The following is a 26,382-nucleotide window of genomic DNA, read 5'->3' as shown; positions in this document are numbered from 1 at the left end:
TCGGCTTGCTTCAGGATGCTCAGGATCTGACTGTCGGAGTAGCGGGACGTCTTCATGTAAAATCTCCTCGCCTGGGTTTACGAGAAAATTCTACTTTTCAGAACAACCTTTTATTGGGGGGATTACCTAGGGCCCGGTCAGTTCGACGTTGCGCAAAGTCGGAGTCTTGAAGGATCCGGTGACAATCGCGTTGGCCTGGAGCACCCCAGATTGGTAGGTGAAAGACAGAGGCCCGCCGAAGGGAGTGGTGCCCGCGCGCCCGATATCACCGGGCGAGGGGCGCACTCCGATATAGTGGAAGCCCACGTCCCGGGTTCCCACACGGCCGCTGGCCGTCGTGTCCACCACTGTCGGCAGCACGGGGTTGAGCCCCTGGCCCGACACGAAGGAGACCGTATGGTCGGAGAATTCGGCGCCTGCATGGCAATTGCTGCAGCGCGAGCCGCCGGAGGTGAAGACGCCAAGCCCCTTCTCCTCCTGAGAGGTGAGGGTGGCCAAGCCGAGCTGGGCCAGGTCGTACTTGGACTGGTCCGAGATCAAGGTCCGCTCGTAGGCCTGAACAGCCAGCCCCCAGAACAGGGAGAAGTTGGCCTCCATCTGCGTGTGGCCGTCCACCAACTGAGTTGAATTCCAGTATTTGTCGACGAAGGCGTCCTTGATCATCTGCTTGTAGGACACGCTGTTTTTGACGCCGCGAGCTGGCGAAGCCGAAATGCTCCCGAGCACGGAGTCAGAAGGATGGACATGTTGTTTTGCCAATGGCCGCACTGCAAGCAATTTGCGCCCCAGATCGGGGAATGTGCGTCCGTTGAAAGACATTTCGACGCTGTTGTTGGGCGGCCCGACCGACTGGGATGCGAGGCTTGAATTCTGAAGTGCGACGGTTTCAGGCACCAGGGAACCGTTGTTGTTGACCATGACGTGCGCGTTGGTATCCGCAGCGCCAAAGGGATTCACGCCGTTGAAGGTGTTGGAGGCGCGGCCATCCCAAAAGTTGTAGAAGTAGTACACTGCGTTGATCGTAGAGGGGGCATTGCGCCCCGTCACCTGACGGACAAACTTTCCATTGACCTGGAATACCGGCTCTGATTGCAGAATGCCCCGATCCTTTGACCGGGTTCTATCGCCATTCGTGCTTTTGAACTCGTAGTTCACCAATCCCTGTGCGCCGGCGATATCGTCGCTGTCGCTGACCACTGTCGCTGCGTTATCCGGATTTGACACCTTGTGGAACGGAAAGTCGGAAGGGGAGAGGCTGCCGTTGGCGCCTTTGACAGTGAAATTGCCATCGCCGCCAGGGTTCAAGGTATTTCCTGAGCGAACGTCGGCACCGCCCTGGAAATGGCATGATGCGCAAGCCTGGACTCCATCGCTGCCGACCTGCATATCCCAGAAGAGGGCCTTTCCCAGCCGGATGGCGGCGTCCTGATCCTTAATGTAGTTGCCGATGCCAGGTATCGCAGGAACCGGTATGCTCGAAAGAGGGGGCGGGTCCGCCGCAAAGGCTGTTGCCACAAATACTGCCAGGGTCATGGCTGACACCACCACTCTTACACCGTGAACCATTTTCATCACGCACTCCTTGAAATATACACACTTCACCACTGTTTCGTTGAAGAGGCACCGTCGCGATACATCCCTATTGCGCAATTGTGGCAATCGCCTTGCCACATTGACACTGCACAAATAGAGATCAACTTGCCTCAGGAGGATCGCGGGATTTTGCGAATAAAATATACTGGGCGTGGACTATGGGGCTTGTAATCGGCTGGCGAGTTGCCCTTGTGTCATAAGCTGCAAGCGAGGTTATCCCGCACTGGATGGCTGCAAGATGCTGGGCTTCAATGCATAGCGGGCATTTTTTGGTTGCCTTTGAACCTCCTGCCGGAGCCCATATCGCATTGCATGCTTTCGGCGCGGTTTCCCCCCGCTCCTTTTTCACGCTGCATGCTGGTTTAGACGGCGCAGGTGCCTTCTTGGCGCAGCGAGCATCTTGAGAAAGCTGATGATTGCCAGCCTGGCGGCCTGCCAAGGCCTCAGCCCTGCGCTGCTCCAACTGACCAGCCACGTGGCGCTGATAGGCCACCGGGAAGGCCAGAACCACTAGGGCGGCGATCAGGCTGCAATACTTTTTCATCTTACCCCGTCGGCTAGCATTGGGCGATGAAAATAGTAAAGATTAGCAGAAAGTTTTCAGTACTTGACTATTAGCGTGCCGAAAAACATCTCGAAGCAACCGAAATTCCTAGACTCGCGCAGGGGGAGGCGATGGGATGGGTCTTGCCCTCTCCGTCTTCCAGGAGCGGATGCGGGCCTTTCGCAGCAGGCTGAGAGATGAACGCCCGGCTGCATCGGTTCGGGGGGCCTGTGTCCACACCTCGCCGCCCCGGCAACGCAATGGCAGCGGGCCCGGCTTTTGGCCGGGCCCGCATTGTTTCAAGGTAAAGGAGGCTCGGGCTTCAGGCCCGCCCGTCTTCCTGCGGTTCGCTCCTTCCGGGGACTTCGGACGCCATCCGGGCCTCCCTCATGCCTTGCAGCGCGGAGATCACGGCGCGCACCGCGTCGCTGGTGTCGAAGCGCCTCCAGACCACGCTGAAGCGCTCCGCATCCACCGCGTCCGCGAGTTGCCGGAAGACGACCCCGGGGTGCGGCAGGCTGTCCACCTCGCTTGGCACGATGCCGACTCCGACACCGGCGCCGACCATCCCGAGCAGGGACATCAGGCCGCCCGCTTGCGTGACGATCTTCGGGGCGAACCCCGCCCTCAGACAGGCCCTCTGCATCATTTGATTTCTTCCCGGGAAGTCGTCCTCGCTCAAGCCGATGAAATCGTCCTGCCGGAACTCGGCCAGCCTCACCCGTTCCTGGTCGGCCAGCCTGTGCCCGGACGGCAGGATGAGCCTTTGGGGGAGTTCCCGCAGCACCATGGTTTCGAACTCGTCCATCACGGTCCCGCAGGGGGTCCCCACCAGGGCGAGGTCGATGCGGCTTTTGCGCAGGCTCCTGATCTGCTCGCCGGGCGGCATTCCGTGGATCTGCACCTGCAGCCAGGGGCATTGCTCCTTCAAGCGTCGCAGCATGGGAGCCGTGAACGAGTCGAGCGAAGCCGGGATGAAGCCGATGTTCACCGTGGTTTCCGCATTGCTCTCGTGGGCGGTGGCCTGAAGGGCCTCGTCGTAAAGTATGAGAATCTTGCGGGCGTAGGGCAGCAGCAGCTCTCCCGAAGCGGTGAGGGCGAGGCCGCGCCGCTCCCTGTGGAAGAGCTTCGTCCCCAGCTGCGACTCCATATCCCGAATGAGGCGGCTGACGGCGGGCTGGGTCACGAAGAGCCTCCGGGCGGCCCGGCTGATGCTCTGCTCCTCCGCGGCAACCAGGAACGCGCGCATATGTCTGAATTCCATTGCAAACTGCTATAACCCAAAGTAATGGCACACAACAAAAAAATGATGCTCCCATAACCGCATCGTTGCAGTATGCGCCTAAGCTTCACCGTGAGACGGCCACACACACCCATACAACCAGGACCACAGGTTTTCCCCATGAGCACACTGCGTTTTCTCGGCATTTGCGGCAGCCTGCGCCGTCAATCCCGCAACAGCGGCTTGCTCCGCGCCGCCATGTCCATGGCCTCGGCGGATGTGCGCTTCTCCCGGGCCGACATATCCCAGGTGCCCTTCTACAACGCCGACGTGGCCGCGGTGGCGACGCCCCCCAGCGTCGCGGCCGTGTTCGGGCAGATGGCCGAGGCCGACGCCCTGGTGCTGGCCTGCCCCGAATACAACTACTCCCTGGCTCCGGCGCTGAAGAACATCCTGGACTGGGCCTCCAGGGAGCCCGGCAACCCCTTGCTTGCGGGCAAGCCGGTGGCCATCCTGGGCGCGGGCGGCGGCATGGGCTCGGCCAGATCCCAGTACCACCTGCGCCAGGTCTGCGTGTACCTGGACATGCACCCGCTCAACAAACCGGAGGTCTTCTCCAACGCCTTCAGCCCGAGTTTCAATGAGGACGGCGATCTCGTGGACGAACACATCGCTGGTCTAGTAAAGGAACTCATGACCGCGCTGGAGGCCTGGACCCGCCGGCTCAAGGCCTGAGGGCCCGACCGGACAGGCGCTGGGCGCAACCAGGTCCGGAATGAAGGTGAGCACCATGAAGGATTTTTCCAAGCTCGGAGCGAGGGAAATACTGGCCCTGGCCATTTCCCTGGAAGAAGAGGACGAGCGCGTCTACGCGGACTTCGCCGACGGCCTGCGGGAGGAGTATCCCGCCACCGCCGCCGTGCTGGAGGGCATGGGCCACGAGGAAACGACCCACCGCCAGCGCCTGACCGACCTGTACAACCGCAAGTTCGGTGCGCACATCCCGCTCATCCGCCGCCAGGACGTGCGGGGGTTCGTGGCCCGCAAGCCGCTGTGGCTGACCAGGCCGCTCGGCGTGGAGGCAGTGAGGCGCTACGCCGCGGCCATGGAGCTCGAAACCAAGGAATTCTACGAAAAGGCGGCGCGCCTGTCCGGGGACGCTGATGTGCGCCGCCTGCTCGACGACCTGGCCCAGGCCGAACGGGGGCACGAGTCCACGGCGCAGCGCCTGGCCGCCAAGGAGCTGACTCCGGGCGCGGTGGAGCAGGAATCCGCCACGCAGAAGCGCCTCTACGCCCTGCAGATCATCCAGCCGGGCCTGGCCGGGCTCATGGACGGCAGCGTCTCCACCCTGGCCCCGGTTTTCGCGGCCGCGGCCGCCACGCACGACAGCTGGCAGGCCTTTCTGGTGGGGCTGGCGGCCTCGCTGGGCGCGGGCATCAGCATGGGCTTCGCGGAGGCGCTCTCCGACGACGGCAGCCTGACCGGGCGCGGCCACCCCTGGATCCGGGGCGTGGTCTGCGGGCTCATGACCACCCTGGGCGGCATAGGCCACACCCTGCCCTTCCTGATCTCCAGCTATCAGGCCGCCCTGGCCGTGGCCCTGGCCGTGGTGGCGCTGGAGCTGGCGGCCATCACCTGGATACGGGCGCACTACATGGACACCCCCGTGCTCTCGGCGGCCATGCAGGTGGTGCTCGGGGGCGTCCTGGTGTTTCTGACCGGCATCCTCATCGGCAGTTCGTAACCCGGCACGTCCGGCCCCGATTCGTCATCAACCCGTTTTCCGGAGCATGTCATGAAAATTCGTTCCGCATTGTGTGCGATCTGCTTCCTGCTGTGCGCGCTTTCCCGGGCGGACGCCGCGCAACCCGCGCGGGAGTTCGCCTTCGACCCGGCCCATTGCGCCATCACCTTCAAGGTGCGCCACATCTTCGTGGAGATACCGGGCCGTTTCGCCGAATACGGCGGCACGGTGCGCTTCGACCCCAGGAATCTGGCCGGCAGCGTCTTCGACGTGACGGTCAAGGCCGCCAGCCTGGACACCTTCGTGGACAAGCGCAACGAACACCTGCGCGGCCCCGACTTCTTCGATGCGGCCAAGTTCCCCGACATCAGCTTCAAGAGTTCGAAGATCCGGCGCGTCTCGGAGCATGAGTTCAAGATGACGGGCACGCTGACCCTCAAGGGCGTCAGCAGGGAGATCACCCTGCCGCTCACCTACCACGGGATGAAGGCCAATCCCCTGGACCCCAAGCTGGAGGTTGCGGGCTTCTCGGCCAGGCTGAACATCTTCATGCCGGACTACTCCTTCTGCGACCCCAAATGGAGCGAAATGGGCGTGCTCGGCCAGAACGCACTGGTGGAGATCGGCTTCGAGCTGGCGAGCCCCAGGTAACGGGCCGCGTTTAGCACCACCGCGTCACCGGGGTCACCCGGGACGAAGACGTAGTCCTTGCGGCCCGTACCCGGCCCCAGGCGCACGCAGACCCGAAGCAGGAGAGGCCATGACGCATTCCACCCCGAAGAAACCCTACGGCCCGGGCGACACCGTCCACGTGCTCCCGTGCGACGAGCGCACCTCCACGGACGGCTACTGGGACAACTCCCGCCAGCCCGCGCTCACCGTCCGCTCCGGCGACATCGTGGAGGTGGAGACGGGCATCCACCTCTCCATGAAGCCCGGGGCCCCCCTGGCGGACTGGGCCGCAGCCTTCAGGCGGCTCATGGGCGACATCCCCGACGTCTACATCCTGGAGGACCCCGCCACCGGGGCCGAGCGCCTGCGCAAGGGCGCGGGCCATCACCACCTCACCGGCCCCATCCACGTGGAGGGCGCGCTGCCCGGCGACGTGCTGCAGGTGGAGATCCTGCATATCGAGCCCTACCCCTACGGGTTCAACCTGAACCCCCAGGCCTCCTTCCTGCCGCTGGGCCTGCTGCCCGACGATTTCCCCGAGGGCGGCATGCGCTGGTACGAACTGGACCCCGCCACCGGGACCTACGAGTTCCAGCCCGGCGTCACGGTGAAGGCCAGGCCCTTCCCCGGCTCCATCGGCGTGGAGATGGCCGCGCCCGGCAAGTGGAGCAACGTGCCGCCCGGCAGGCACGGCGGCAACATGGACAACAAGGAGCTGTGCGCCGGCACCGTGCTCTACCTGCCGGTGCAGGTGCCCGGCGCGGGACTGAAGACCGGCGACAGCCACCTGGCCCAGGGCAACGGCGAGGTGAACCTCAACGCGGTGGAGGGGGCCTTCAAGTGCATCTCCCTGCGGCTCACGGTCCGCAAGGACCTGGGCGCCATCGTGGACTGGCCCATGGCCTCCACCCCCGAGCATTGGGTGCTCATGGGCTTCCACACCAACCTGGAGGAGGCCGCGAAGATGGCGGTGCGCAGGAGCATCGGCTTCCTGAACGCCTACTACGGCATGGAAAAGGGCGAAGCCTACGCCTTCTGCAGCCAGGCGGTTGATTTCAACATCACCCAACTGGTGGACTACACCAAGGGCGTGCACGGCCTGATACCCAAGGCCTGCTTCACCGGCGGGCAGTTCGCGGGAAAGAACGGGCTCACTCTGGTTCCCGGCGGGCTCAAGGCAGGGTGACACCTTGCATCCGGGTCTTGCCTATGTGTAGAGTGATGGGAAATCACATTGTATCAGGAGGTTCCGAGGTCGCCACAGGCGGTGTATCGTCTTCCAATCCCTTTCTACCAGGAGAATGGTGTATGATGCTCAGAGCTGCTCTGGCGTGTATGCTCACCCTCGTTCTCACGACTTCCATTGCCTTTGCCGGCGCGAAAGCGCCTTCGCTCGTCGGCAAATGGGATGTCGAATCGACTGGCGGCATGATGCTCAACGGCGACAAGGAATCCAATGTAACCCACTGGACTCCCGGGCAGAAAGTTCTGAAGGGACAACTGGAGATCATCAGCCAGGATGGCCGGTTTATTCAAGGGGTGTACACTTCTGCGCGTGGTTCGGAAAAATTCATCGCGATGATCTCGCCCGACGGCAAGTACATGTACGCCTCCGACACGGATGGCTTCTTCGACTGCAAAATCGTCGGGAAAGACAGGCTTGAGATAGTCTACCGCCATGTAAAGCCTTCAGACAGCGTTGTCGCCACCAGCGTAGCCAAGCGGCAGAAATAATCGGCCTGCGACAGCCCGCCAGCATTTCGAAAACCGAAGGGGTTATCCGTTCTCCGGATAACCCCTTCATGTTGCGCCGCGACGCATGCCCCCCCCTTGGCTCAGGCCTCCTCACCGGGCGTTCGATGCATCCACCCTCCGGTTCAAATCCCCAGGTTGCCCCGGAGCGACAAGCCGCATGCACGGTTCATGCGCCCACGCGAACATCCCGGGCGGCCCCCCTTACGATTCCAGCGCGGCCCGCGGCACGTCCGCGATCAGGGCCACGCGGGTGCGGGTCTCCAGCGTGAACTCCGAGAACTCCACCACGTTGCCCACGGAGGCGTCGGCCAGGTCGTGGATGATGCCGTATTCGTCCAGCCGGAAAGCCGTGCTGCGGCCGGAGAGTATCTCCGCCGGGTTGCTCAGCGCCCCGGCCACCTCCCGCGAGTAGGCCTCGGGGTCCTGCAGGCGCTGGCGCAGCCCGGCCAGCTCGGCCTCGAACGAGGCCCGGAGCTCCCTGGCGGAGGCCAGCTTGGCGGCTTCGTCGCTCTTGTCCGAAAACATCCCGCCGATGGATTTCGTGTTGATCTCCAGAATCTTGATCTTGCAGCCCAGGGCCTTGGCCTGGTGCTCGCACTCGGCCCGGCGGGATTCCAGGTCCAGGAGCATCTCGCCGATCTTGGCGGCGTAGAGGTCCATGAGGGCGGCGACCACGGACTCCGAGAAGGCGTCATCGTCCTGGGCCACCAGCGGGCAGCGGTGGGACTCGAAGGTGAGGCCCCGTTGCAGCACGTCCCTCTGGATGACCTCCCCCTGTACCTCGCTGCCGAACTGCCCCCTGGTCACGGGCGTGGCCGTGAGCAGGATGCGGGCCGTCTCGCGGGAGGCCTCGCCGAAGAAGGAGCGCAGGCTGGCCTGATCCCTCACGAAGCCTTGCAGCTGCTCGGCCGAGGTGAACATGGCGTTGACCCGTGGCTCCTTGAAGAAGGCCTCGCGGGTCAGGAGCACCGGCTGGCCCAGGCTGCCCACCAGGCCGCGCATGTGCCCGATGGCGCGCAGGGCCGGGTCCATCAGCACGGCGGGCCGCGCCTCGGCGTGCTTGAGCTGCGGGACCGCCTCCGGCAGCAGCATGGTGGCGAGCCTGTGGGCCAGGGCCTCGTCGCCGACACCGGACGCGGCGCCAGGTGCGTAAGCAGGTGTGCGCCTGAACAATTTCAAGAGGGTCTGGAGCATGTATCCCCCGCCGGTTCCGTCAAGATGGTGGGGAAGATACCGCAACACGGGCGGCCGCGCCAACCATTTGCGCGACTTGGAAGGGTGCACGTTCCGGCTCGGCCGTCACGGATCCGGGGGAAAGGCGCGGAAGGCGGGGGCCCGGTCGCGATGCGGCGTCCGGCGCACAGGCCCCCTGCCGGATCATCTGGCCTTGGGGTAGATCACTTTCCAGTCCTGCTTCATGTCCACCACGGTCCAGCCTTTCTCCTTGGCCTCGGCCAGGGCGTTCTCGGTCCCCTTGTCGTAGGCGTATTCGCGCTTGGCGTCCGTGTGGTGCACCAGCAGGGCGAGGCGCGCGCCCGGCCCGGCCGTGGCCCATTCGAGCATCTGCTGGTCCCCGTCGGAGTTGCCGAACGCGGCCACGGGGCGGCGGCCGATGTGCAGGTTGATGCCCACGGGCTTGCCCGCCTTGTCGTCGATGAGGTCGATCTGCGGCAGCCTCACGAGCACCGGGCCGCCTGGGCGCATCTCGTATTTGGTCTTGATGCTGCTGCCCACCACCTGTTCCGGCGGCACGCCGTAGACCGCCTCGGTCCAGGGGCGCATGAACTCGATGCCGCCGCCCGAGACGATGAAGGTCTTGAAGCCGTTGGCGCGCATGTAGGCCAGCAGCTCGAGCATGGGCTGGTAGACCATCTGCGTGTAGAGCATTTTGGTCTGGGGGTGGCGGGCGGTGGCGATCCAGTCCTTCACGAGCGTCTCGAACTCGGCGGTGGTCATGCCCGCGTGGGTGGCCATGACGATGTCGACGAGGGCCTTGTCACCCTCTTTCATGGCGCCCTTCAGGTCGCCCTTGAGGATGGAGGCGAAGGGCTCCTGGGTTTTCCACTCCGGGTGCTCGGGGGCCAGCGCCTTCACGCGGTCAATGGCGAAGAACAACTGGAAATAGACCGGCTTTTCGGCCCAGAGGGTGCCGTCGTTGTCGAAAGCGGCGATGCGCTCCTCCACGGGGATGAACGACTTGGAGTTCTTGTCCGTCACGGCGGACACGAAGCCCATGATCGCGGACTTGGCCGGGCCGTCGTTCCAGGACGGCAGCGGGTCCGCCACCTGAGCGAACGCCAGCTGGGCCGAGGCCAGGGCGAACGCCAGCAGCATTGCGGGCAGGAGCGCGTGCTTGAATCTCATGGGGCCTCCGGGTGGATGGGGGTTGATGTGAACCGGACGCGGCGGGCCTCAGGGGCGCGGGGGCGGCGGGCCTGCCTCACCGGCCCAGTCTCGAAGCGGCCCCCGGCGAGTGCCGGGGGCCGCAACTGTTTCAGTGATCAGGCAGGTGCGGGCGGGCGGCCCGCCTGTTGCCCGCCTAGTTGCCGGAAGGCAACGGGAGTTTGATGCCGTTCTTCTTCAACTCCTCACGCGCCCACTCCAGGTTCTGGTACTTCGAGATGGTCAGCGGCCCGGTGTAGACCTCGCTCTGCAACTTGCGCGGCGGATACTGCACGTAGGTCTTCATCAGCTCGGTGACTTCCTGGTTGAAGGTCACCAGGGTCCAGGTCCTCTCCGTGTAGTTGTTCATGAAGATGTCGTAGCGTTCCTGCGGGTCCTGCCAGAGGTCGAAGATCTGGGGTGCGGTGGCCACGTATTTCTCGGGGCCCTTCCATCCGAGGTTGCTGTCCACGGCGAGGCCGCCGGTGGGCTGGCCGTCGTCTCCGCGCAGGTTGAACACGGCCTTGTAGTTGCCCGCGCGCACCGCGCCGGGGCTCAACTCGTTCTCGGTGAAGTAGAACCAGCTCTTGCGGGCGGACTTGCCGGTGCCGAAGAGCATGGGGGACATGTCGAAGCTGTCGAAGATGATGGGCTGGCCCTCGCGGTCCTTCTCGGGGAGCTTGAGCCCGGCCAGGGTGGCGAAGGTGGACATCAGGTCCAGGCCGCCCACGATGTCGTGGTTCCTGGTGTTGGCTTTGATCTTGCCGGGCATCCAGGCGATGGCCGGGACGCGGTTGCCGCCTTCGCGCACGGTGCCCTTGGTGCCCCTGAAGGGGGTGTAGCCCGCGTCTGGGTACACGTCCTGCCAGGCGCCGTTGTCGGTGGTGAAGAAGACGATGGTGTTCTTGTCCAGGCCGAGGGCGCGCAGCTTGTCCATGATGCGCCCGATCCTGGTGTCCAGTTCCACGACGGAGTCCGCGTACTTGCTCTTGGAGAGCGACTTGTGCTCGAACTCGGGGGCGGGAAGGTTGGGCTGGTGCACCTTCATGAAGTTCACGTTGATGAAGAAGGGCTTGCCGGACTTCTTGGCGTCGTCCAGGAACTCGATGGCGGCCTTCTCCACATAGGAGTCGAAGAAGGGGATGCCCACCACGCCTTTCTCAGGCGTGTTCACATACTGGCCGTTGATCTTGAAGTCTTCCTTGGGCTTTTCCCCGGCTTTGCCGGAGAGGGCGCCCTTGGTCACCTTCTGGAACATCGCCCGCATATCCGGCGCCATGTCCGGGAACCAGGTGGGGTCGGCGTACGTGTAGGCGTTCAGGTGGTACAGGCCCACGTAGCGCATTTCGTCGTAGCCCTGGGCGTTGGGCAGCGCGTAGTCGTCCTCGCCCAGGTGCCATTTGCCGGTGAAGTAGGTCTGATATCCGGCCTGCTTGAGCACGGAGGCCAGGGTCCATTCGGCTGCGGGCAGGCCGCCGCCCTGGCCCTGGAAGGCCACGGTGGTCATGCCGCTGCGGTTGGGGATGCGCCCGGTCTGCATGGCGGCGCGCCCCGGGGTGCAGCTCGGCTGGGCGTAGAACGAGAACATGGTCATGCCCTCGCTGGCCAGGCGGTCCAGGCTGGGGGTGGGCATGCCGCGCCCCTCGCCGCCGCCGAAGACGCCCAGGTCGCCGTAGCCCACGTCGTCGCCCACGATCAGCAGGATGTTGGGCTTGTCCGCAGCCAGGGCGGCCCCGGCCAGGAAAAGCAAGGCAGTCAGCGCAGCCGCCGCTCGTTTTATCAGGTTATTCATCCGCAAACGCCTCCTTGTCTCGTTGAGGTCCGCCCCCAGGGAGCGGGTACAGCCGCTGTTCGGCTCACGACCCGGGACAGCCCGGAACGCCACCTCGCCGCAAAGTCCAGGAAGGCTCAGCCTGGCCGGTCTTTTCGACCTAGCTCCAATGTTTATGCCCCACCCTGTTCCGATATACCATTAAAAAGTACATGCCCGACTCCCCCACCCCTGTTGAGGCGCAAGCTGGCAGGCTCCTCAGCGCACTTACGCTACGATGGGCGAAGCTGCCTTGCGGGCATTGCCGTGGCGGTTTCGATTGTTTAGCATGTCTCGCGATCCATCCCCGCAGCCGCAACCGGCAGGAGCGCCCCATGGTCCACGCCCTCGCCTCCCTCGTCTTCCTGGCCCTGGCCTTCGCCGTGCTCTGGCTGGCGCACCGGCTCTGCGCGGACCGCATCGCGCGCGCGGGGGACTCCTCCCTCGAGGAACAGGTCTGTTCCCGAAACAACGCCGCCGTGGCCCTGCGCTTCGCATCCTTCGCCCTGGCCTCGGCCCTGGGCCTGTGCGGCCCGCTCATGGCCCCCTCCACCGGGTTTTTCCGCGACGTGGCCGGGTTCGCCTTCACCGGGGCAGTGCTCCTGGCCCTGCTGGTGGCGGCCTTCGGCCTGCTGGACAAGCTCGCCCTGCCGAAGATCGACAACACCAGGGCCATTCTGGGCGGAAACCTGGCCGTGGGCCTAGTCGAGGCCGGGGGCGGGCTGGCCACGGGGCTCATCCTGCGGGCCGCCTTCACCGGGCAGGGGACGGTTTTCTCCGGCGTGGTGTTCTTCCTGCTCGGGCAGTTGACCCTGATCCTTTTCCTGAAGCTGCTGGAGCGCCTCTCCCCCTACGACGACCAGGCCGAGATAGCCCGGGGCAACGCCGCGCTGGGGCTGCACCTGGGCACCATGCTGGCGTGCCTCGGCATCATCCTGGCCTCGGCCGTGCTCGGCGACTTCACGCACTGGGGGGAGGATCTGGCGGCCTTCGCGCTGGCCGCCGTGCGCGGGGTGGCGCTGCTGCTGGCCTGCTCCTGGCTGGCGGACAAGGTCTTCCTGGCGGGCACGACCCTCGGCGAGGAGATCGTCCGCGACAGGAACCTGGCGGCGGTCATCGCCGAGGCGGGCGTGAAGCTGGGCATCGCCCTCATCATCGCGGCCACGGCGTAAGGCGCGCGCCATGAAACGCTCCCGCCATATCGCCATCGGCCTTGTGGTCTCGGTCAGCCTGACCCTCTCCGGGTGCTCTTTCGACGATGACGACGACGAAGGCGAGCAGGGCTACAGGTCCGGCAGCTACAGCAACGTCATCTACCACAGCTCCGGGCGGCCCTTCATCGTCGGGGAGGACCGCTCCATCAGGCCCATGCCCCCCGACCATCCCAACTACGGCGGCGCCGTGGCCGAAGGCCGGGCCATAGCCTCGGGCACCCAGGCCCACGCCGGGCGGGCCTACGTGACCAGGGGCGGGTTCGGCTCCACCGGCGGCCGGCTCTCCGCCTCGGCCTAGCCATGCGACGCATCCCCATCGAACCCAGGCCCGGCTGGCAGGCCACGGTGGAATGCCAGGGCTTCATCTTCCACACCCTGGACGACGTTCCCTACTGGGACGAGTCGGCCTACTACCTGTTCACCGCAGAGGAGGTGGACGCGGTGGAGCGCGCCGCCAACGACCTGCACGAGCGCTGCCTGGAGGCCGCGCAGCACATCATCGACACACGCCGCTGGGCCGACCTGGGCATCCCCGAATCCGCCGTGCCGCTCATCGAGGCCGCCTGGGAGGAGGAGCCCCCCTCCATCTACGGCCGCTTCGACTTCGCCTTCGACGGCACATCGCCCCCCAAACTGCTGGAGTACAACGCCGACACCCCCACCAGCCTGCTGGAGGCCTCGGTGATCCAGTGGTTCTGGCTCCAGGACGTTTTCCCCGGGCTGGACCAGTTCAACTCCATCCACGAGAAGCTCCTGGCCCGCTGGGCCGAACTCAAGCCCAAGCTGCGCGGCGAGATCCTGCACTTCGCCTCCACCAGGGACGTGGAGGACATCATCACCGCCAACTACCTGCGCGACACCGCCCAATCGGCGGGCCTCTCCACGGACTTCCTGCACGTGGACGAGATCGGCTGGAACTCCCTGGCCATGCGCTTCGTGGACATGGGCGGCAGGCACATCGAGAGCCTGTTCAAGCTCTACCCCTGGGAATGGCTCCTGCGGGAGGAGTTCGGGCAATACCTGGCCTACGCCTCCGAGCGGATGTGTTTTATCGAACCGGCCTGGAAGATGCTGCTCTCCAACAAGGCCATCCTGCCCATCCTCTGGGAGCTGTTCCCCGGCCACCCCAACCTGGTCCCGGCCTACCTCGACGGCCCGCGCGGGATGACCGGCTACGTAGTCAAGCCCAAGCTGGCCCGGGAAGGGGCCAACATGGCCCTGGTCAAGGGCGGAACGACCATCGAACGCACGGGCGGCGGCTACGACGAATCCGACGTGGTGTGGCAGGCCCTGTGCGAGCTGCCGGACTTCGGCGGGGCCAAGCCCGTGGTCGGGGCCTGGGTGGTGGGGGGCTGGGCCGCGGGCATGGGGATCAGGGAATCGGCGGGGCGCATCACCACCAACCTGAGCCGCTTCGTTCCCCACGCCTTCGAGCCCGCCTGAGCAGCGGCTTCTGCCCGCCCTGGCGCGAACCTGCTGCGCCCGCGCGCCAGGTTGTATCAATTCCACTATGCTTTTTATTATTATATCATTATACGGGGGCGAAGTTGAAGGGCGTGGGAATGGCGTACAACGCCCGCCCCTGGGTTGGCGGGTCTTTCCGCCTGGACGCGGCGGCGCTCGTTGCGGGGGTGCCGACGCAAGAATGAAACTTCATGCGTTCTATTGAGGCTTCAAGATGGAATCCGATCCCACCCGGCCGACCGAAATGACCGGCGCACCTGACGACACCCACCCCAACCCCGAAACGGCCGGCCCCCTGGGCGAGTGCTCCCAGGGCCCCGGCACCCACACCACACCCACCCACATCGTGGGCATAGGCGCATCCGCGGGCGGCCTGGAGGCCCTCGAATCCTTCTTCGACCACATGCCCCCCAACTGCGGGCTGGCCTTCGTGGTGGTGCAGCACCTCTCGCCCGACTTCATCAGCATGATGGACGAGATCCTGGCCAGGCACACCAAGCTCGACATCCGCATCGCCGAGAACGACATGCCGGTGGAACCGAACGTCATCTACCTGCTGCCCCCCAAGATGGTGATGGTCATCTCAGACGGCAGGCTGCTGCTCTCCGAGCGGGACCCCGGCCAGACCCTCAGCCTGCCCATCGACATCTTCTTCCGCTCCCTGGCCCACGACGCGGGGAACAAAGCCGTGGCCGTGGTGCTCTCCGGCTCAGGCAGCGACGGCTCCCACGGCATCCTGCACGTGCGCGAGGCGGGCGGCTACGTCATCGCCCAGGACGTGAAGACCGCCAAGTTCGACAGCATGCCCGGCAGCGCCATAGCCACCGGAGTGGTGCACCAGGTGCTCAACCCCGAGGCCATGCCCGGGGCGATCCTGGCCCACGCCAGGCAGACGCCCGCGAAGGAGATCCCCAAACCCCAGACCGTGGACGAGGGCGAATATTCCGAGGTCTTCCAACTGCTCAACAAGGGCTACGGCATCGACTTCGCCTATTACAAACCCGCCACGGTATCCCGGCGCATCCAGCGCCGGATGAGCATGGGCGGGTTCGAGCATGTGAAGCAATACGCCGAGCACCTGGAGAACGACCGGGAAGCCCTGAGCCTGATGTACAAGGATCTGCTCATCGGCGTGACCCAGTTCTTCCGCACGCCGGGCGCGTTCGATCATCTGGAGCAGGTGGTGATCCCCACCATCCTGGACAAAGCCGACCCCGACCTGGGCGTACGGGTCTGGGTGGCGGGCTGCGCCACCGGCGAGGAGGCCTACTCCGTGGCCATGCTCTTCCAGGAGCGGTCCGCGATGATGGAGAACCCGCCGAACGTGAAGATATTCGCCACCGACGTCCACAGGGAGTCGCTGGCCATCGCCTCCTCCGGCACCTACACGGAGGAGAGCATGAACAACGTCTCGCACTCGCGCCGCGAGAGGTTCTTCCGCACGGTCCACACGCACTACCAGGTCACCCAGGATCTGCGGCAGATGATCGTGTTCACCCAGCACGACGTGGTGAATTCCCCTCCGTTCACGAAGATCGACCTCATAGTCTGCCGCAACCTGCTCATCTACCTGCAGCCCGCCGTGCAGCGGAAAGTTCTCGCCATGTTCCATTTCGCCCTCAAGCCCAAGGGAACTCTCTTCCTGGGCCCCAGCGAAACCCTCGGCGACATGGAGGACGAATTCGACTCCGTGGACCGGCACTGGCGCATCTTCGCCAAACGCCGCGAGGCGCGCCTGACCAATTTCGCCCGCAGGCCGGACGGCCTGGCCCTCTCGGCACGCCAGATCGTCCTGCCGCAACTCCCCCGCCAGATGGGGGGCGATAAATGGCTCCTGGGCGTGTACGACCAACTGCTCGAGAAACGGATGCCCCCGGGGTTCCTGCTCAGCCAGCGCAACGAGATCATCCACACCTTCGGAAACGCCAGCCGCTTCCTGCAGCATCGCGGGCGCACCAGCCTGGACATACTCGACCTGGTGCAGGGCGACCTGCGCATCGCACTCTCCACCGCCATCCAGAAGGCCCTGCGGGACAAGGCGCCCGTGGCTTACGGCAGGGTGCAGGCCCTGGCGGGCGACGCGGAGGAGTCCGTCTCGCTGTTCGTGGAGCCCGTGACGGGCAAGCACGATGACGAGACGTATCTCCACGTGGTGCTTGAGCCCGTGAAGGCTGCCGAGAAGCTGCCCAAGGCGGCGGATTTCGACATCGACGAAGGCTCCAGGGAACATCTGGAGATGGTCGAAAACGAGCTCAGGTTCACCAAGGAGAACCTGCAGGCCACCATCGAGGAACTGGAGACGAGCAACGAGGAATTGCAGGCCTCCAACGAGGAGCTGGTGGCCTCCAACGAGGAGCTGCAGTCCACCAACGAGGAGCTGCACTCGGTCAACCAGGAGCTCTACACGGTCAACTCGGAGTACGAGAACAAGATCAACGAGCTCCTCCAGCTCAGCAGGGACATGGACAACCTGCTCAAGAGCACCGAGATCGGCACCATCTTCCTGGACAGGGAGCTCCAGATCCGCAAATTCACGCCCTCGGCCACGGTCTCCTTCAACCTCATGCCGCAGGACATCGGCCGCCCCATCCAGCACATCTCCTCCAACATCGTCGGCGACGACGAGATGCTGTTCAACGCCCGCAAGGTGCTCGAGAGCGGCGTGCCCTCCCAGAAGGAGGTCAGGACAGCCGACGGCGTCTGGCTGCTCAAGCGCATCCTGCCCTACCGCACCGAATCCGGCGGGGTGGACGGCGTGCTCATCACCTTCGTGGACATCACCAGGCTCAAGCACGTGGAGCAGGAGTACCGCAAGAGCGAGAGCAAATTCCGGGTCATCTTCGAGCAGTCCGTCATCGGCATGGCCTTTCTGGACAACGGCGGGCGCGTTCTCGACGCGAACAAGGCCCTGGGCGGGATGCTCGGCCAGGCCAGGAGCCTGGTTCTGGGCAAACGCCTGGATCAGCTCGCCTCCCCCGAGGACGCCGAGGAATGCCGGGAGTGCTTCATGCGCCTTGCCGCCGGGAAGGCCGACAGGGTCCATAAGGACATCCGGTTCGCCACGGCCAGAGGCGAGGCGATCTGGGGCAGGCTGACGATCTCCCTGCTCCACGACTCCGAGGACGCCAGCTTCTTCGCCGTCGGCATGATCGAAGACATATCCGACCGCAAACGCTTCGAAGCCGACATCGTCAACGCCAAGGACTGGGCCGAGGCCGCCAGCTCCGCCAAGACGGAATTCCTGGCCAACATGAGCCACGAGATCCGCACCCCCATCAGCGGCATCATGGGCATGACCGACCTGCTCCAGGCGTCCCTCACGCGCCCGGAAGAGGCCACCTACCTTTCCATGATCCGCGCCTCGGCCCAGTCACTGCTGGGCATCGTCAACGACGTCCTCGACCTCTCCAAGATCGAGGCCCAGAAGCTCGAGCTCAACGTCGCCGAGTTCGACCTCGACGAAATGCTGGAAACCGTGGTCAAGGGATTCTCCGTGCAGGCCAAGGAGAAAGGGATAGAACTCCGGCTGGACAAGGCGCCCGACATGCCCAAGTGCATTCTGGGCGATTCGCTGCGCATCGCCCAGATCATCAAGAACCTGCTCTCCAACGCGCTGAAGTTCACCGAAGAGGGGTCTGTCACCCTCAGGCTGGGCGTGGCCGACGCTTCAGGCGGGGCGGTGACGCTGGAAATCGCCGTCGAGGACACGGGCATCGGCATACATCCGAACCAGATGGAGAAGCTCTTCAAAAACTTCTCGCAAGCCGACAGCTCCTACTCCAAGCGCTTCGGCGGCACGGGCCTGGGCCTGGCCATATCGAAAAGGCTGGCCGAGATGATGCACGGGAGCATCACCGTGGCAAGCGAACCGGGCAAGGGCAGCGCGTTCACGTTCACGGCCTCGTTCCACACGGTGGAGGCGGCCAAGAAGAACGCTCCCGCCAACGGCTCGACGCTCCCGCAGGGCCTTATCGCACGCGGCCCCCTGGACGTCCTGGTGGCCGAGGACAACTCCGTGAACAGGATCTTCATCACCCGCGTGCTGGAGATGGCCGGGCACAGGCCCGCGGTCGCCTCCAACGGCGAGGAGGTGCTGGAGGCGCTGGGCAAGGCCCACTTCGACCTCGTGCTCATGGACATCCAGATGCCCGTGCTGGACGGCATCAAGACCACCGAACTCATCCGCAAACACCCCGACCCCGCGGTGCGGGACATCCCGATCATCGCGCTCACGGCCTATTCCATGGTCGGAGACAGGGAGCGCATCCTGGCCACGGGGGTGGACGACTACCTCGCCAAGCCCGTGGAGCTCGCCGACCTGGCCAAGGCCATCTCCCGGGTCATGTCCGCACGCAAGCAGTAGCCTTCCGGGTCGCCGCCCCACTCCGGCGGACACTGGCGGGGTCCGGCGTGATCCGGCGGAGCCCGGCCTGGTCCGGCGTGATCCGGCGTGGCCGGGGCGGCGCTCCCTATTGCAGCAACAGTTTGATCGCCCCCACCACCGTCGGCCCGGCTTTCACGGCGAACCCGCCGGGCACCGCCGGGCCAGCGGGACTCTCCCCGGCGGGGCTCACGGCGGTGATCTTCCAGACGTAGAGCCCCGGCCTCACCAGGGTCCTGGTCATGCTCGTATCCGTGACCGGGCTGCCCGTCAGCTTGGCGAACGCCCCCCCGTTGAAGGACTCGTACACATTGAAGCCCGTCACCCCGGGGATCGCGGGATCCCAGCGCAGAGCCCAGATTTTGCGCTTGGCGTCCTGCGGCAGGACCGAGAGGCCCAGGGGCGCGGGCGTGGTGAAGTTCTGCGCCGTCAGCACCGGGGACACCGCCGTTGACCCCGGAACCATGTCCGGCCCCAGCGGCGTCACCGTGCAGGAGTAGCCCCCGAGCACGCTCAGGGGTTCGTCGTGGAACGGCGGGGCGCGGAAGAAGGCCGGGGCCGCGCCGGAACGGTCAAGGCGGTAGGCCTGCGCCCCCTCCACAGGGGTGAAGTTCACCTGCACGCCCAGGCCGTCGGGGGTCACAGCCAGGTCCGTGATGTCGGGCGGGGGGGGGCCGGAGGCCGTGCCCAGCGAGCCGCGCACCGGTATGGACAGGGGGCTCTCCAGGCCGGAGGCCACCGTGGTCACCGCGAACCAGTCCTGCGCGGCCAGGCCCGGCTCGTTCTCCGCAAGCAGGTTCAGCACGGCGCTGCGCACCGGCGTGGAGGTTATCCTCTGGGTGATGGTCCCGGCGCTGGAGCCCTTGTAGACGTGATAGCCCTCCAGCCCGCGCTCGGAGCTGGGCAGCCAGGTGAGCATCATCCCGGTCTTGCCGGGGTAGGCCATGAGGGCCAGGGGCGCTTTGACGCTCCCCGAGGCCCAGAAGGTCGACGACTTGGACTCGGGGCCGCTCAAGCTGTCCCAGATGGAGGCCTCGATCGTGTTGTAGCCGTAGTTGAGCCTGGCCAGGTCCGGCACCTGATAGGTGGCCTGTGTGCTGCCCAGGGAGCTGAAGGACGGCACCATCACCCCATTGATGCGGCAGGTCAGGCTCTGGGAGTCGTAGGCGGACTGGTAGCCGCTGTAGGCGATGGTGATGAGCGGCGTGAGCGAGCCCACGTAGCCGTTGTTGGCCGGGTTGATGGTGAACTGGTGGTACTGCTCGTAGGGCGTCGGCGTGTAGTCCATCGGCAGCACTGGGCCGAAGGACGCGTTGTACGTCACCTGGGAGCGCGGGGGCAGCAGCCTGCTGACGTTGCCCGCGTCGGTGACGCGCAGCGTGCCCGTGACATTGGTGGCGGTCATGCCGCCATTGCTCAGGATGCTCACCACGGCGGCGTTGTTCCCGGTGAGGGCGTCCGGGGGGGTGAACCCGCTCGCGCCCGCCGCCTGGGCCGCCGAAGCCTGACCGGCAGTCTGGAGGGGCTGAGCGGCCCCCGGCTGCGGCGGGCTCTGGTAGCCCAGAACCTCCGCACCCTTCTCCAGGGTGTAGCCGATGGTCTTGCTGGCGCCTTTGCGCAGCAGCCAGCTGGAACCCGGAGCCACGGCGTTGACGCCCGCCTGGATGAGCTTGTCCCAGATGAACTCGCGGGCGTATTCCCTATGGTTGATGGCCAGATCCTGCGCGAAGTTGGTGAACTTGATGGTCCAGCACACCGATTTGGCCTGAAGCTCGTCCTCTCCCACGATGACGATTGTCTCGCCGGTCTTGTCCGGGTCGTAGCCGTCGGTCAGGGCAACCTCCCGCACCTGGCCGTCGGCGAACTCCACGCTCACGAAGGGCAGCACCACGCCCCAGGGGGCCACCACGGGCTGGAGCCTGAGCCAGTCGCCCTTGTCCACCCGCATGTTGGCCTGGACCGGGCTCCAGGCTCCGGAAAGCATGTCCTTGCGCTCCACCCCCATGTCCGACGCGCCCAGGATGTAGCCGAAGGCCAGCTCGATGGGGCCGCTCATCATGGGCTCGTCCCCGATGGCGAAGCCTATCCTGCCGGTGCGCTTGGGGCCCACGAACTCCGAGAGCGGGCAGGTTATCATGAAGTCGGCCTTGCCCCAGTCGTAGTAGGTGGAGGTGGTCGGCGAACTGGGGGTGACCTCGAACGGCTCCGTGACGACCAGGTCGAAGCTTTCGCCGCTCACAGGCAGACGCGTCAAGGCGTAGCCGCCCTGCCCGTTGGGCGTGAACTGCAGGTCGTAGGCCCCAAGGAAGCCCGGACCCGACCAGCCCCCCGAGACCCAGGTGTGGCGGAACTGGGCGACGTCCAGTTCCACGACCCCGCTGAAGTACACTGTGGGCAGCCCGCCGGGCGGCTGGAGCTCCGCGTAGATCGTCAATGGCCAATAGTTGCTGTAGCCCGAATCCTTTTGGTCCGCGGCGTAGAAGCTCTCGCTGGTGTATTTGGCGTTGACCGCGTCCGTGCCCACCTTGCTGAAGTTCAGGCCGATGCGCTGCGGATCGACGGTCAGGTTCACGGTGCCCGGGGCGGACCCTTTATAGATCGCCTTGACCGTGAGCCCCACAGTGCCCTGCGACTGGAACAGCGCGGTCTGCAGGGTCGTGCCCCCGTAGGTTTGAGTCCCGGTGCCCACGGCTGCCACCTTGGAATTGCCGCCCATGTCGGAGAGGGTGAACTCCAGGTCCCAGTCGGCGTCCAGGGTCAGGGTCAGGTTGGCGGCCGCCGCAGGGGCGGCGCACAGCAGCAGGGTCAGCAGGCATAGCGCGGCGAGGGTCGGGCGGGCGGGCATGGCGGTCTCCGTCGTCTGTCGGTTGCCGCAGGCGAAAGGACCATGCGGCCGGTAGGCAGGTGGCGGTGAAAGCCCGGAGAGCCGGGTACGGCGGAAGACGGCACGGACGGAACGGTTTGCTTCGCCTGCATCTCGCGGCCAGGGTGGGCCACGGAAAGATGGGCGCGAAGTACATCTTGCGTCATGCCACTATACAATACCCGCACAAGGCCCGCAACTGCGCAGTTTTCATCACTCAGAGACCATGTTTGCAGCCAACATATTTGCGAGCAACAGCAATCTCCAGTCGTTTTCACCGCTTGCGACCGTTTCTGCGGCGGCATCGTCATCGGCCGTCCGCCCTGCCCCGGTGTCCGGCGGCGGGCCTCACGCCATGCTTGTGCACCGGGCCGGAAAAGGCGTATGATGGAATGAAGTGCGCCTGGTGCGCCAACCGGCAAGGAGGATCGAAGTATATGGCCACGCCTGAAGAACTGGTCCGGGGCATGCGGGAGAACATGAACCAACTGGCCCAGGCCTGCGAAGGCCTGGACGAGGCCACGGCATCCAGGGCCCCGGCCGGGCGCTGGAGCCCCAAGCAGATACTCTCCCACCTGAGCGGGCCTGAGGGCATGGGCATGCTGCCCCTGCTCAAGGCCTTCCTTGAGGCGGACACCCCGAAAATCGACCTGGTGGTCGAGAACCCCTTCTACACCGACAAGCGGGACGCCATGTCCTTCACGGAGTTGCTTGAGGGCGTCCGGCGCGAATACGAGGCCGTGGCCGCCTTCACCCTGGCCCTCACGCCGGAGCAGCTGGCCCGCAAGGCGCACATCCCCGCCTTCAAGGATACGCCCCTGGGCGAGCGCCCCACCCTGGAGCAGATGATCTTCGGCCTGACGGACTTCCACGTCCGCTTCCACACCGACCACCTGCGCGAGGTGGTTGCGGCGCTGCGGGCTTCCGGCGACGCCTGAAACCCTCCAATCACGGGAGACCAACCCATGCGGATCGAACCCTATCTGTTCTTCGAGGGCCGCTGCGACGAGGCGCTGGCCTTCTACGCCGAGGCCGTCGGCGCCCAGGTGACCATGCTCATGCGCTACAGCGACAGCCCCGAACCGCCCGCCCCCGGCATGATCCCATCCGGCTCGGAGGACAAGGTGATGCACGCCAACGTGCGCGTGGGCGACACCGCCTTCATGGCCTCGGACGGCAACTGCCGGGGCGAGCCGGACTTCCGGGGCTTCTCGCTCTCGCTGACCGTCGCCGACGAGGCCGAGGCCAAGCGGGCTTTCGCCGCCCTTGGCGAAGGCGGCCAGGTGCTGATGCCCCTGGGCAAGACCTTCTTCTCGCCCTGCTTCGGCATGCTCACGGACCGCTTCGGCGTGGGCTGGATGGTCATCGTGCCTGCATAGAGCCCCTGCTCACAAAGCAAAGGCCCCGGCCCGCCTCGCGGCGCTCCGGGGCCTTGATTCCTGTACCGTTCGGCGGCCGCACCATGTTGCATGCAACGGCGTATGCCGCCCTATATGCATCCCTCCGCCCTGGGTCGCGGCTGCAGTTCTTTCGGGAAACGCCCCGCGACTACGCTGCCTGACGGTGATGGCGTCGAATCAACCTACCGGCCTGTTCACTCCCAGCAGCACCCTCGCCATGTCGCCCTGCTCCTTATACGAGGCAAAGACCAGGTATGGCGCGAGGAACAGCATCCCGCCGAAAAAGCCTGCCACTCCCAGCACGATCCCCCAACGGGAGAAACCATGCCGCCAGGCTGTCCATATACCAGATAGTGCGAGGAAACATGCGAAATCCAAGTTGAACTGCCCAGGCCAGGTCAATGCGGCCAACTCGCCGAAAAACACAGGAAACAGATTCCATCCGTGAGTCGACACAACCACACCAGTATAAATCAATATGCATACGGTGAAAAGAGCAAGTAACATCCTGAAGTTGTGCATTGACTATCCTTCCTGTTTACGCTTGTGCATGTGTCCGGAAGGAAGTACACGCGTAAGGTATATCAAGCAATTACCTCAGAGGTAATGATCATGAACAATCTTTATGCCATCGCAACCAACGATAAGGCTGCTGGCAGCATGATCCGTTTCTGGCGCTCGATACGAAAAGTGAGCCAGTTGGACCTGGCTTTGGATGTCGGGATTTCGGCAAGGCATTTGAGTTTCATTGAAACTGGAAAATCCAATCCGAGCCGAGCCATTATTCTCAAGATAGCGGGCGCCCTCAAGATGCCGCACAGACACTTGAATTCACTGTTGACAGCTTCAGGCCATGCTTCAGAATACGGGGATAAGCCTGTCGAGGAGAAGAATATGACCATGGTCCTCCATGCTTTGCGTCGCATGTTGGACAAGCATGATCCGTACCCTGCTTTCGTTGTCAACGCCACATACGACATTCTGATGACGAACCACGGGTACAATCGCCTAGTATCGCTTCTTGTTGGCGAATCTACAATGAGAAAGTACAAAAACATTTACAGACTCACGTTCTCAAGTGACGGCTTGTGCCGTCACATTAAAAACTGGAACGTGGCGCGAGACTTCATGCTTGATCGATTGCATGGCGAGGCGCTGTCCACCCACAACACGGCGTTGTTCTCGCTTTATGAGGAACTTGCAGAGGGTCAGAAAGAGATGAAGAACTGTTTGAGGGCAGTTGACAGTGATCTGCCCATTTTGAGCATAACATTTGAGCAGAACGACCTGAGAGCATCTTTCTTCACTATGCTGACAACCCTTGGAACCCCGCTCGACGCGACTACGCAGGAGTTGCGCATCGAGTCACTCTTTCCTGCCGACGAGCCGACGAAGGAATTATTCTCTGGGTACAGCGCATCATGACCGCGGCGGCAGGCACAGCACAGCCTCCCGCTGGGCTGGCAAGCCCGGCGACGTGAAATTCTCCGCGAACCGCTGCCGCCTCTCAGCAACCCCTTGTCGTGGCTGTTCGGCAGCAGCATCCGCGCCTCATGGCCGCCTTGTGCCGACAAAACCCGGAGGCATCAGGCTTTCGCCCTCCTTGGCCTCGGCACTCAATCCACGTAATTGATCCTGGCGGGGCCGCGCCTGGCCGGGCGGTGGTACTCCACGGCGGGTTTGCCGAAGAGCATGGCGTAGCCCAGCAGGTGATCCTCGGGCAGGCCCAGGTGCGCCACCAGGTGCGGGCACACGGAGAGGGCCATCATGAACAGGCCGTCCCAGAGGGTGCCCAGGCCGTGGGCGCTGGCCAGCAGCTCGAACTGGGCCAGGGCGATGTGCACGTCCTGCACGGGGCAGGGCGCGGCCTTGGGCGCGCTGGTGAGCAGCAGGTGCGGCGCGCCGCGCAGCACCACGTCGAGCCCCATGTCCCTCCAGGCGCGCACCACGAAGTTGAGGTATTTCCCGGCCAGCCCGCCGGGCAGCTCCCCGGCCTTCTCCAGCTTGTCCAGGCAGGCCATCATCTCCTTGCCCAGTACCCTCATGCGGCCCTTGTCGCGCACCACGGTGAAGAGCACATCCTGCGCGTTGACCCCGGTGGGGGCGTGGCAGGCGGTCTGCACCAGGCTGTCGATCAGCTCAGGCGGGAGGTTCTCGTCCTTGTAGCGCCGCACGGACCTGCGCCAGCGTATCAGGTTGTCCACCTCTTCCGGGGCGGGCAGGCTTTTGGCCTCGTCGGCCTCCTTGGGGTCGCAGCCCAGGATCGAAATGGCTCCCGTGGGGCAGACCATGTAGCAGTGGAGGCAGCGGTAGCAGCCCTCCTCATTGGTGATGGCGGGCAGGTCGTCCAGGGCGATGACGCCCGCGGGGCAGTCGGTCGCGCACTCCCCGCAGCGTATGCACAGGTCCCCGTCCACATGGAATTGCAGCATCGCGCCCTCCTGTTCTGGCGTTCCGGTTGGATGGCCGGGCATGCGGGCCGGGCCTGCCCGAACTGTAAACCCGGAGCGCGCCCGCGCACAAGGCCCGCCTTCATGGACAAGCCCGCCCCGGGGGGCTAGCATGGTCGGACAATGAACATGGAAACAGGCGGCGGAACGATCTTCGCGGTGGGCGACATCCACGGGCGGGCGGACAAGCTCGACGCCCTGCTGGGGCGTCTGCAGGGCTTGGCCCCCGAGGCCCGCTACGTCTTCCTGGGGGATTACATCGACCGCGGCGGGCAGACCCGCCGCGTGCTGGAGCGGCTGCTGGCCTTCAAGGCGAAGCGGCCGGACACGGTGTTCCTCATGGGCAACCACGAGGCCGCCCTGCTGCGCTACGCAACCAGCCAGGACCCGGAGGAGCTGCGCCTGCTGCGCGCCTCGGGCTTCCAGGCCACCCTGGACAGCTACGGGGCAGGCCCCGGATTCACGGGGCTCGATTTCATGCCCGGGAGCCACAGGGACTTCCTGCTCGGGCTGGAGCGCTGGCGAAGGGTCGGCGATTACGTCTTCTTCCATGCCCCCATGCCCCACGGCACGGACCCGGACCAGGCCGGCCCCGTGGCCCTGGAGGCCCTGCTGGGCAACCGCACCCCGGACCCCGAGGGCTGGGCCGCCTCCGGTGAAACCTTGGTCTTCGGGCACATGCCCCTGGAGACGCCCCTGGTGGCCCCGGGGCTCATCGGGCTGGACACCGGCGCTGGTTCAGGGCGCGTGCTCACCGCCCTGGAGCTTCCGGAGCTGCGCTTCCACCACGCCTGAAATACCGGGGCTCGCCGCCCGGCTCAACCGCCTCCGGGCGGGCGCTCGATGCGGCCCTGCTCTCGCTCCTCGCCGGGCTTCGCCACAGCG

General features: G+C 65.0%; 22 protein-coding genes. 13 read left to right on the top strand and 9 right to left on the bottom strand.

Translation table 11 applies throughout. The features are described from left to right. Positions 1-126: 126 nt before the first annotated feature. The 3 genes from MLE27_RS06835 to MLE27_RS06825 form a co-directional block, all read right to left on the bottom strand. Positions 127-1,572 (bottom strand): cytochrome-c peroxidase, encoded by a 1,446-nt coding sequence (locus MLE27_RS06835; protein ID WP_243311312.1) that lies wholly within the window; start codon positions 1,570-1,572, stop codon positions 127-129. 121 nt (positions 1,573-1,693) lie between these two features. Next, positions 1,694-2,137 carry a hypothetical protein gene (locus MLE27_RS06830; protein ID WP_243311311.1) on the bottom strand — a complete coding sequence of 148 codons (444 nt, stop codon included), beginning with the start codon at positions 2,135-2,137 and terminating at the stop codon, positions 1,694-1,696. 322 nt (positions 2,138-2,459) lie between these two features. Further along, positions 2,460-3,401: a LysR family transcriptional regulator gene (locus tag MLE27_RS06825; protein ID WP_243311310.1), complete on the bottom strand. Its 942-nt coding sequence runs from the start codon at positions 3,399-3,401 to the stop codon at positions 2,460-2,462. A 138-nt stretch (positions 3,402-3,539) separates the two neighbouring features. On the opposite strand from MLE27_RS06825, the gene MLE27_RS06820 reads away from it, so the two are divergent. The 5 genes from MLE27_RS06820 (at position 3,540) to MLE27_RS06800 (ending at position 7,512) form a co-directional block, all read left to right on the top strand. Further along, positions 3,540-4,094, top strand: coding sequence for an NADPH-dependent FMN reductase (locus MLE27_RS06820; RefSeq protein ID WP_243311309.1), 555 nt, complete (start codon positions 3,540-3,542; stop codon positions 4,092-4,094). 55 nt (positions 4,095-4,149) lie between these two features. Then, positions 4,150-5,106 (top strand): iron exporter MbfA, encoded by a 957-nt coding sequence (gene mbfA / locus MLE27_RS06815; RefSeq protein WP_243311308.1) that lies wholly within the window; start codon positions 4,150-4,152, stop codon positions 5,104-5,106. A gap of 51 nt (positions 5,107-5,157) precedes the next feature. Beyond that, entirely contained in the window at positions 5,158-5,757 is a 600-nt protein-coding gene (locus MLE27_RS06810) for a YceI family protein (protein ID WP_243311307.1), read from the top strand. A 109-nt stretch (positions 5,758-5,866) separates the two neighbouring features. Continuing rightward, positions 5,867-6,964 carry an acetamidase/formamidase family protein gene (locus MLE27_RS06805; RefSeq protein WP_243311306.1) on the top strand — a complete coding sequence of 366 codons (1,098 nt, stop codon included), beginning with the start codon at positions 5,867-5,869 and terminating at the stop codon, positions 6,962-6,964. 122 nt (positions 6,965-7,086) lie between these two features. After that, positions 7,087-7,512, top strand: a complete 426-nt coding sequence (locus MLE27_RS06800) for a hypothetical protein (protein WP_243311305.1) — start codon at positions 7,087-7,089, stop codon at positions 7,510-7,512. 222 nt (positions 7,513-7,734) lie between these two features. Here MLE27_RS06800 and MLE27_RS06795 read toward each other — a convergent pair whose 3' ends face one another. From MLE27_RS06795 to MLE27_RS06785, 3 genes are all read right to left on the bottom strand, one after another. Further along, complete coding sequence (locus MLE27_RS06795; protein ID WP_243311304.1) at positions 7,735-8,727, bottom strand: hypothetical protein; 993 nt, start codon at positions 8,725-8,727, stop codon at positions 7,735-7,737. A gap of 183 nt (positions 8,728-8,910) precedes the next feature. Beyond that, a complete protein-coding gene (locus MLE27_RS06790; protein WP_243311303.1) occupies positions 8,911-9,897 on the bottom strand; it encodes an HAD family hydrolase in 987 nt (328 codons plus the stop codon). Positions 9,898-10,072: 175 nt separating this feature from the next. After that, entirely contained in the window at positions 10,073-11,707 is a 1,635-nt protein-coding gene (locus MLE27_RS06785) for an arylsulfatase (protein ID WP_243311302.1), read from the bottom strand. A gap of 353 nt (positions 11,708-12,060) precedes the next feature. Between MLE27_RS06785 and MLE27_RS06780 the strand changes: the two genes are divergently transcribed. From MLE27_RS06780 to MLE27_RS06765, 4 genes are all read left to right on the top strand, one after another. Then, entirely contained in the window at positions 12,061-12,897 is an 837-nt protein-coding gene (locus tag MLE27_RS06780; RefSeq protein WP_243311301.1) for a DUF350 domain-containing protein, read from the top strand. A 10-nt stretch (positions 12,898-12,907) separates the two neighbouring features. After that, a complete protein-coding gene (locus MLE27_RS06775) occupies positions 12,908-13,237 on the top strand; it encodes a hypothetical protein (protein WP_243311300.1) in 330 nt (109 codons plus the stop codon). A 2-nt stretch (positions 13,238-13,239) separates the two neighbouring features. Continuing rightward, positions 13,240-14,382 (top strand): glutathionylspermidine synthase family protein, encoded by a 1,143-nt coding sequence (locus MLE27_RS06770; RefSeq protein WP_243311299.1) that lies wholly within the window; start codon positions 13,240-13,242, stop codon positions 14,380-14,382. Between the two features lie 235 nt (positions 14,383-14,617). Beyond that, complete coding sequence (locus MLE27_RS06765; RefSeq protein ID WP_243311298.1) at positions 14,618-18,766, top strand: chemotaxis protein CheB; 4,149 nt, start codon at positions 14,618-14,620, stop codon at positions 18,764-18,766. Between the two features lie 106 nt (positions 18,767-18,872). Here the strand turns inward: MLE27_RS06765 and MLE27_RS06760 are convergent, their stop codons facing one another. Further along, positions 18,873-21,629, bottom strand: a complete 2,757-nt coding sequence (locus MLE27_RS06760; protein ID WP_243311297.1) for a fibronectin type III domain-containing protein — start codon at positions 21,627-21,629, stop codon at positions 18,873-18,875. A 455-nt stretch (positions 21,630-22,084) separates the two neighbouring features. On the opposite strand from MLE27_RS06760, the gene MLE27_RS06755 reads away from it, so the two are divergent. Together MLE27_RS06755 and MLE27_RS06750 are read left to right on the top strand one after the other, a co-directional pair. Continuing rightward, a complete protein-coding gene (locus MLE27_RS06755) occupies positions 22,085-22,585 on the top strand; it encodes a DinB family protein (RefSeq protein WP_243311296.1) in 501 nt (166 codons plus the stop codon). A 27-nt stretch (positions 22,586-22,612) separates the two neighbouring features. Beyond that, entirely contained in the window at positions 22,613-23,026 is a 414-nt protein-coding gene (locus MLE27_RS06750; protein ID WP_243311295.1) for a VOC family protein, read from the top strand. Between the two features lie 198 nt (positions 23,027-23,224). Here MLE27_RS06750 and MLE27_RS06745 read toward each other — a convergent pair whose 3' ends face one another. Continuing rightward, entirely contained in the window at positions 23,225-23,569 is a 345-nt protein-coding gene (locus MLE27_RS06745; RefSeq protein ID WP_243311294.1) for a hypothetical protein, read from the bottom strand. Between the two features lie 90 nt (positions 23,570-23,659). Between MLE27_RS06745 and MLE27_RS06740 the strand changes: the two genes are divergently transcribed. Further along, entirely contained in the window at positions 23,660-24,472 is an 813-nt protein-coding gene (locus MLE27_RS06740; RefSeq protein WP_243311293.1) for a helix-turn-helix domain-containing protein, read from the top strand. A 191-nt stretch (positions 24,473-24,663) separates the two neighbouring features. Here MLE27_RS06740 and MLE27_RS06735 read toward each other — a convergent pair whose 3' ends face one another. Next, entirely contained in the window at positions 24,664-25,479 is an 816-nt protein-coding gene (locus MLE27_RS06735) for a nitroreductase family protein (RefSeq protein WP_243311292.1), read from the bottom strand. A 141-nt stretch (positions 25,480-25,620) separates the two neighbouring features. On the opposite strand from MLE27_RS06735, the gene MLE27_RS06730 reads away from it, so the two are divergent. Next, on the top strand, positions 25,621-26,292 hold the full coding sequence (locus MLE27_RS06730) for a metallophosphoesterase (RefSeq protein WP_243311291.1): 672 nt from the start codon (positions 25,621-25,623) through the stop codon (positions 26,290-26,292). The last annotated feature ends 90 nt before the right edge of the window (positions 26,293-26,382 follow it).

Source organism: Fundidesulfovibrio agrisoli (assembly GCF_022808715.1).
In the GTDB taxonomy this organism is placed as follows: Bacteria; Desulfobacterota; Desulfovibrionia; order Desulfovibrionales; family Desulfovibrionaceae; genus Fundidesulfovibrio; species Fundidesulfovibrio agrisoli.
Note: the sequence above shows the minus strand (reverse complement) of the source record. Positions and strands in the feature narration are given on the sequence as shown.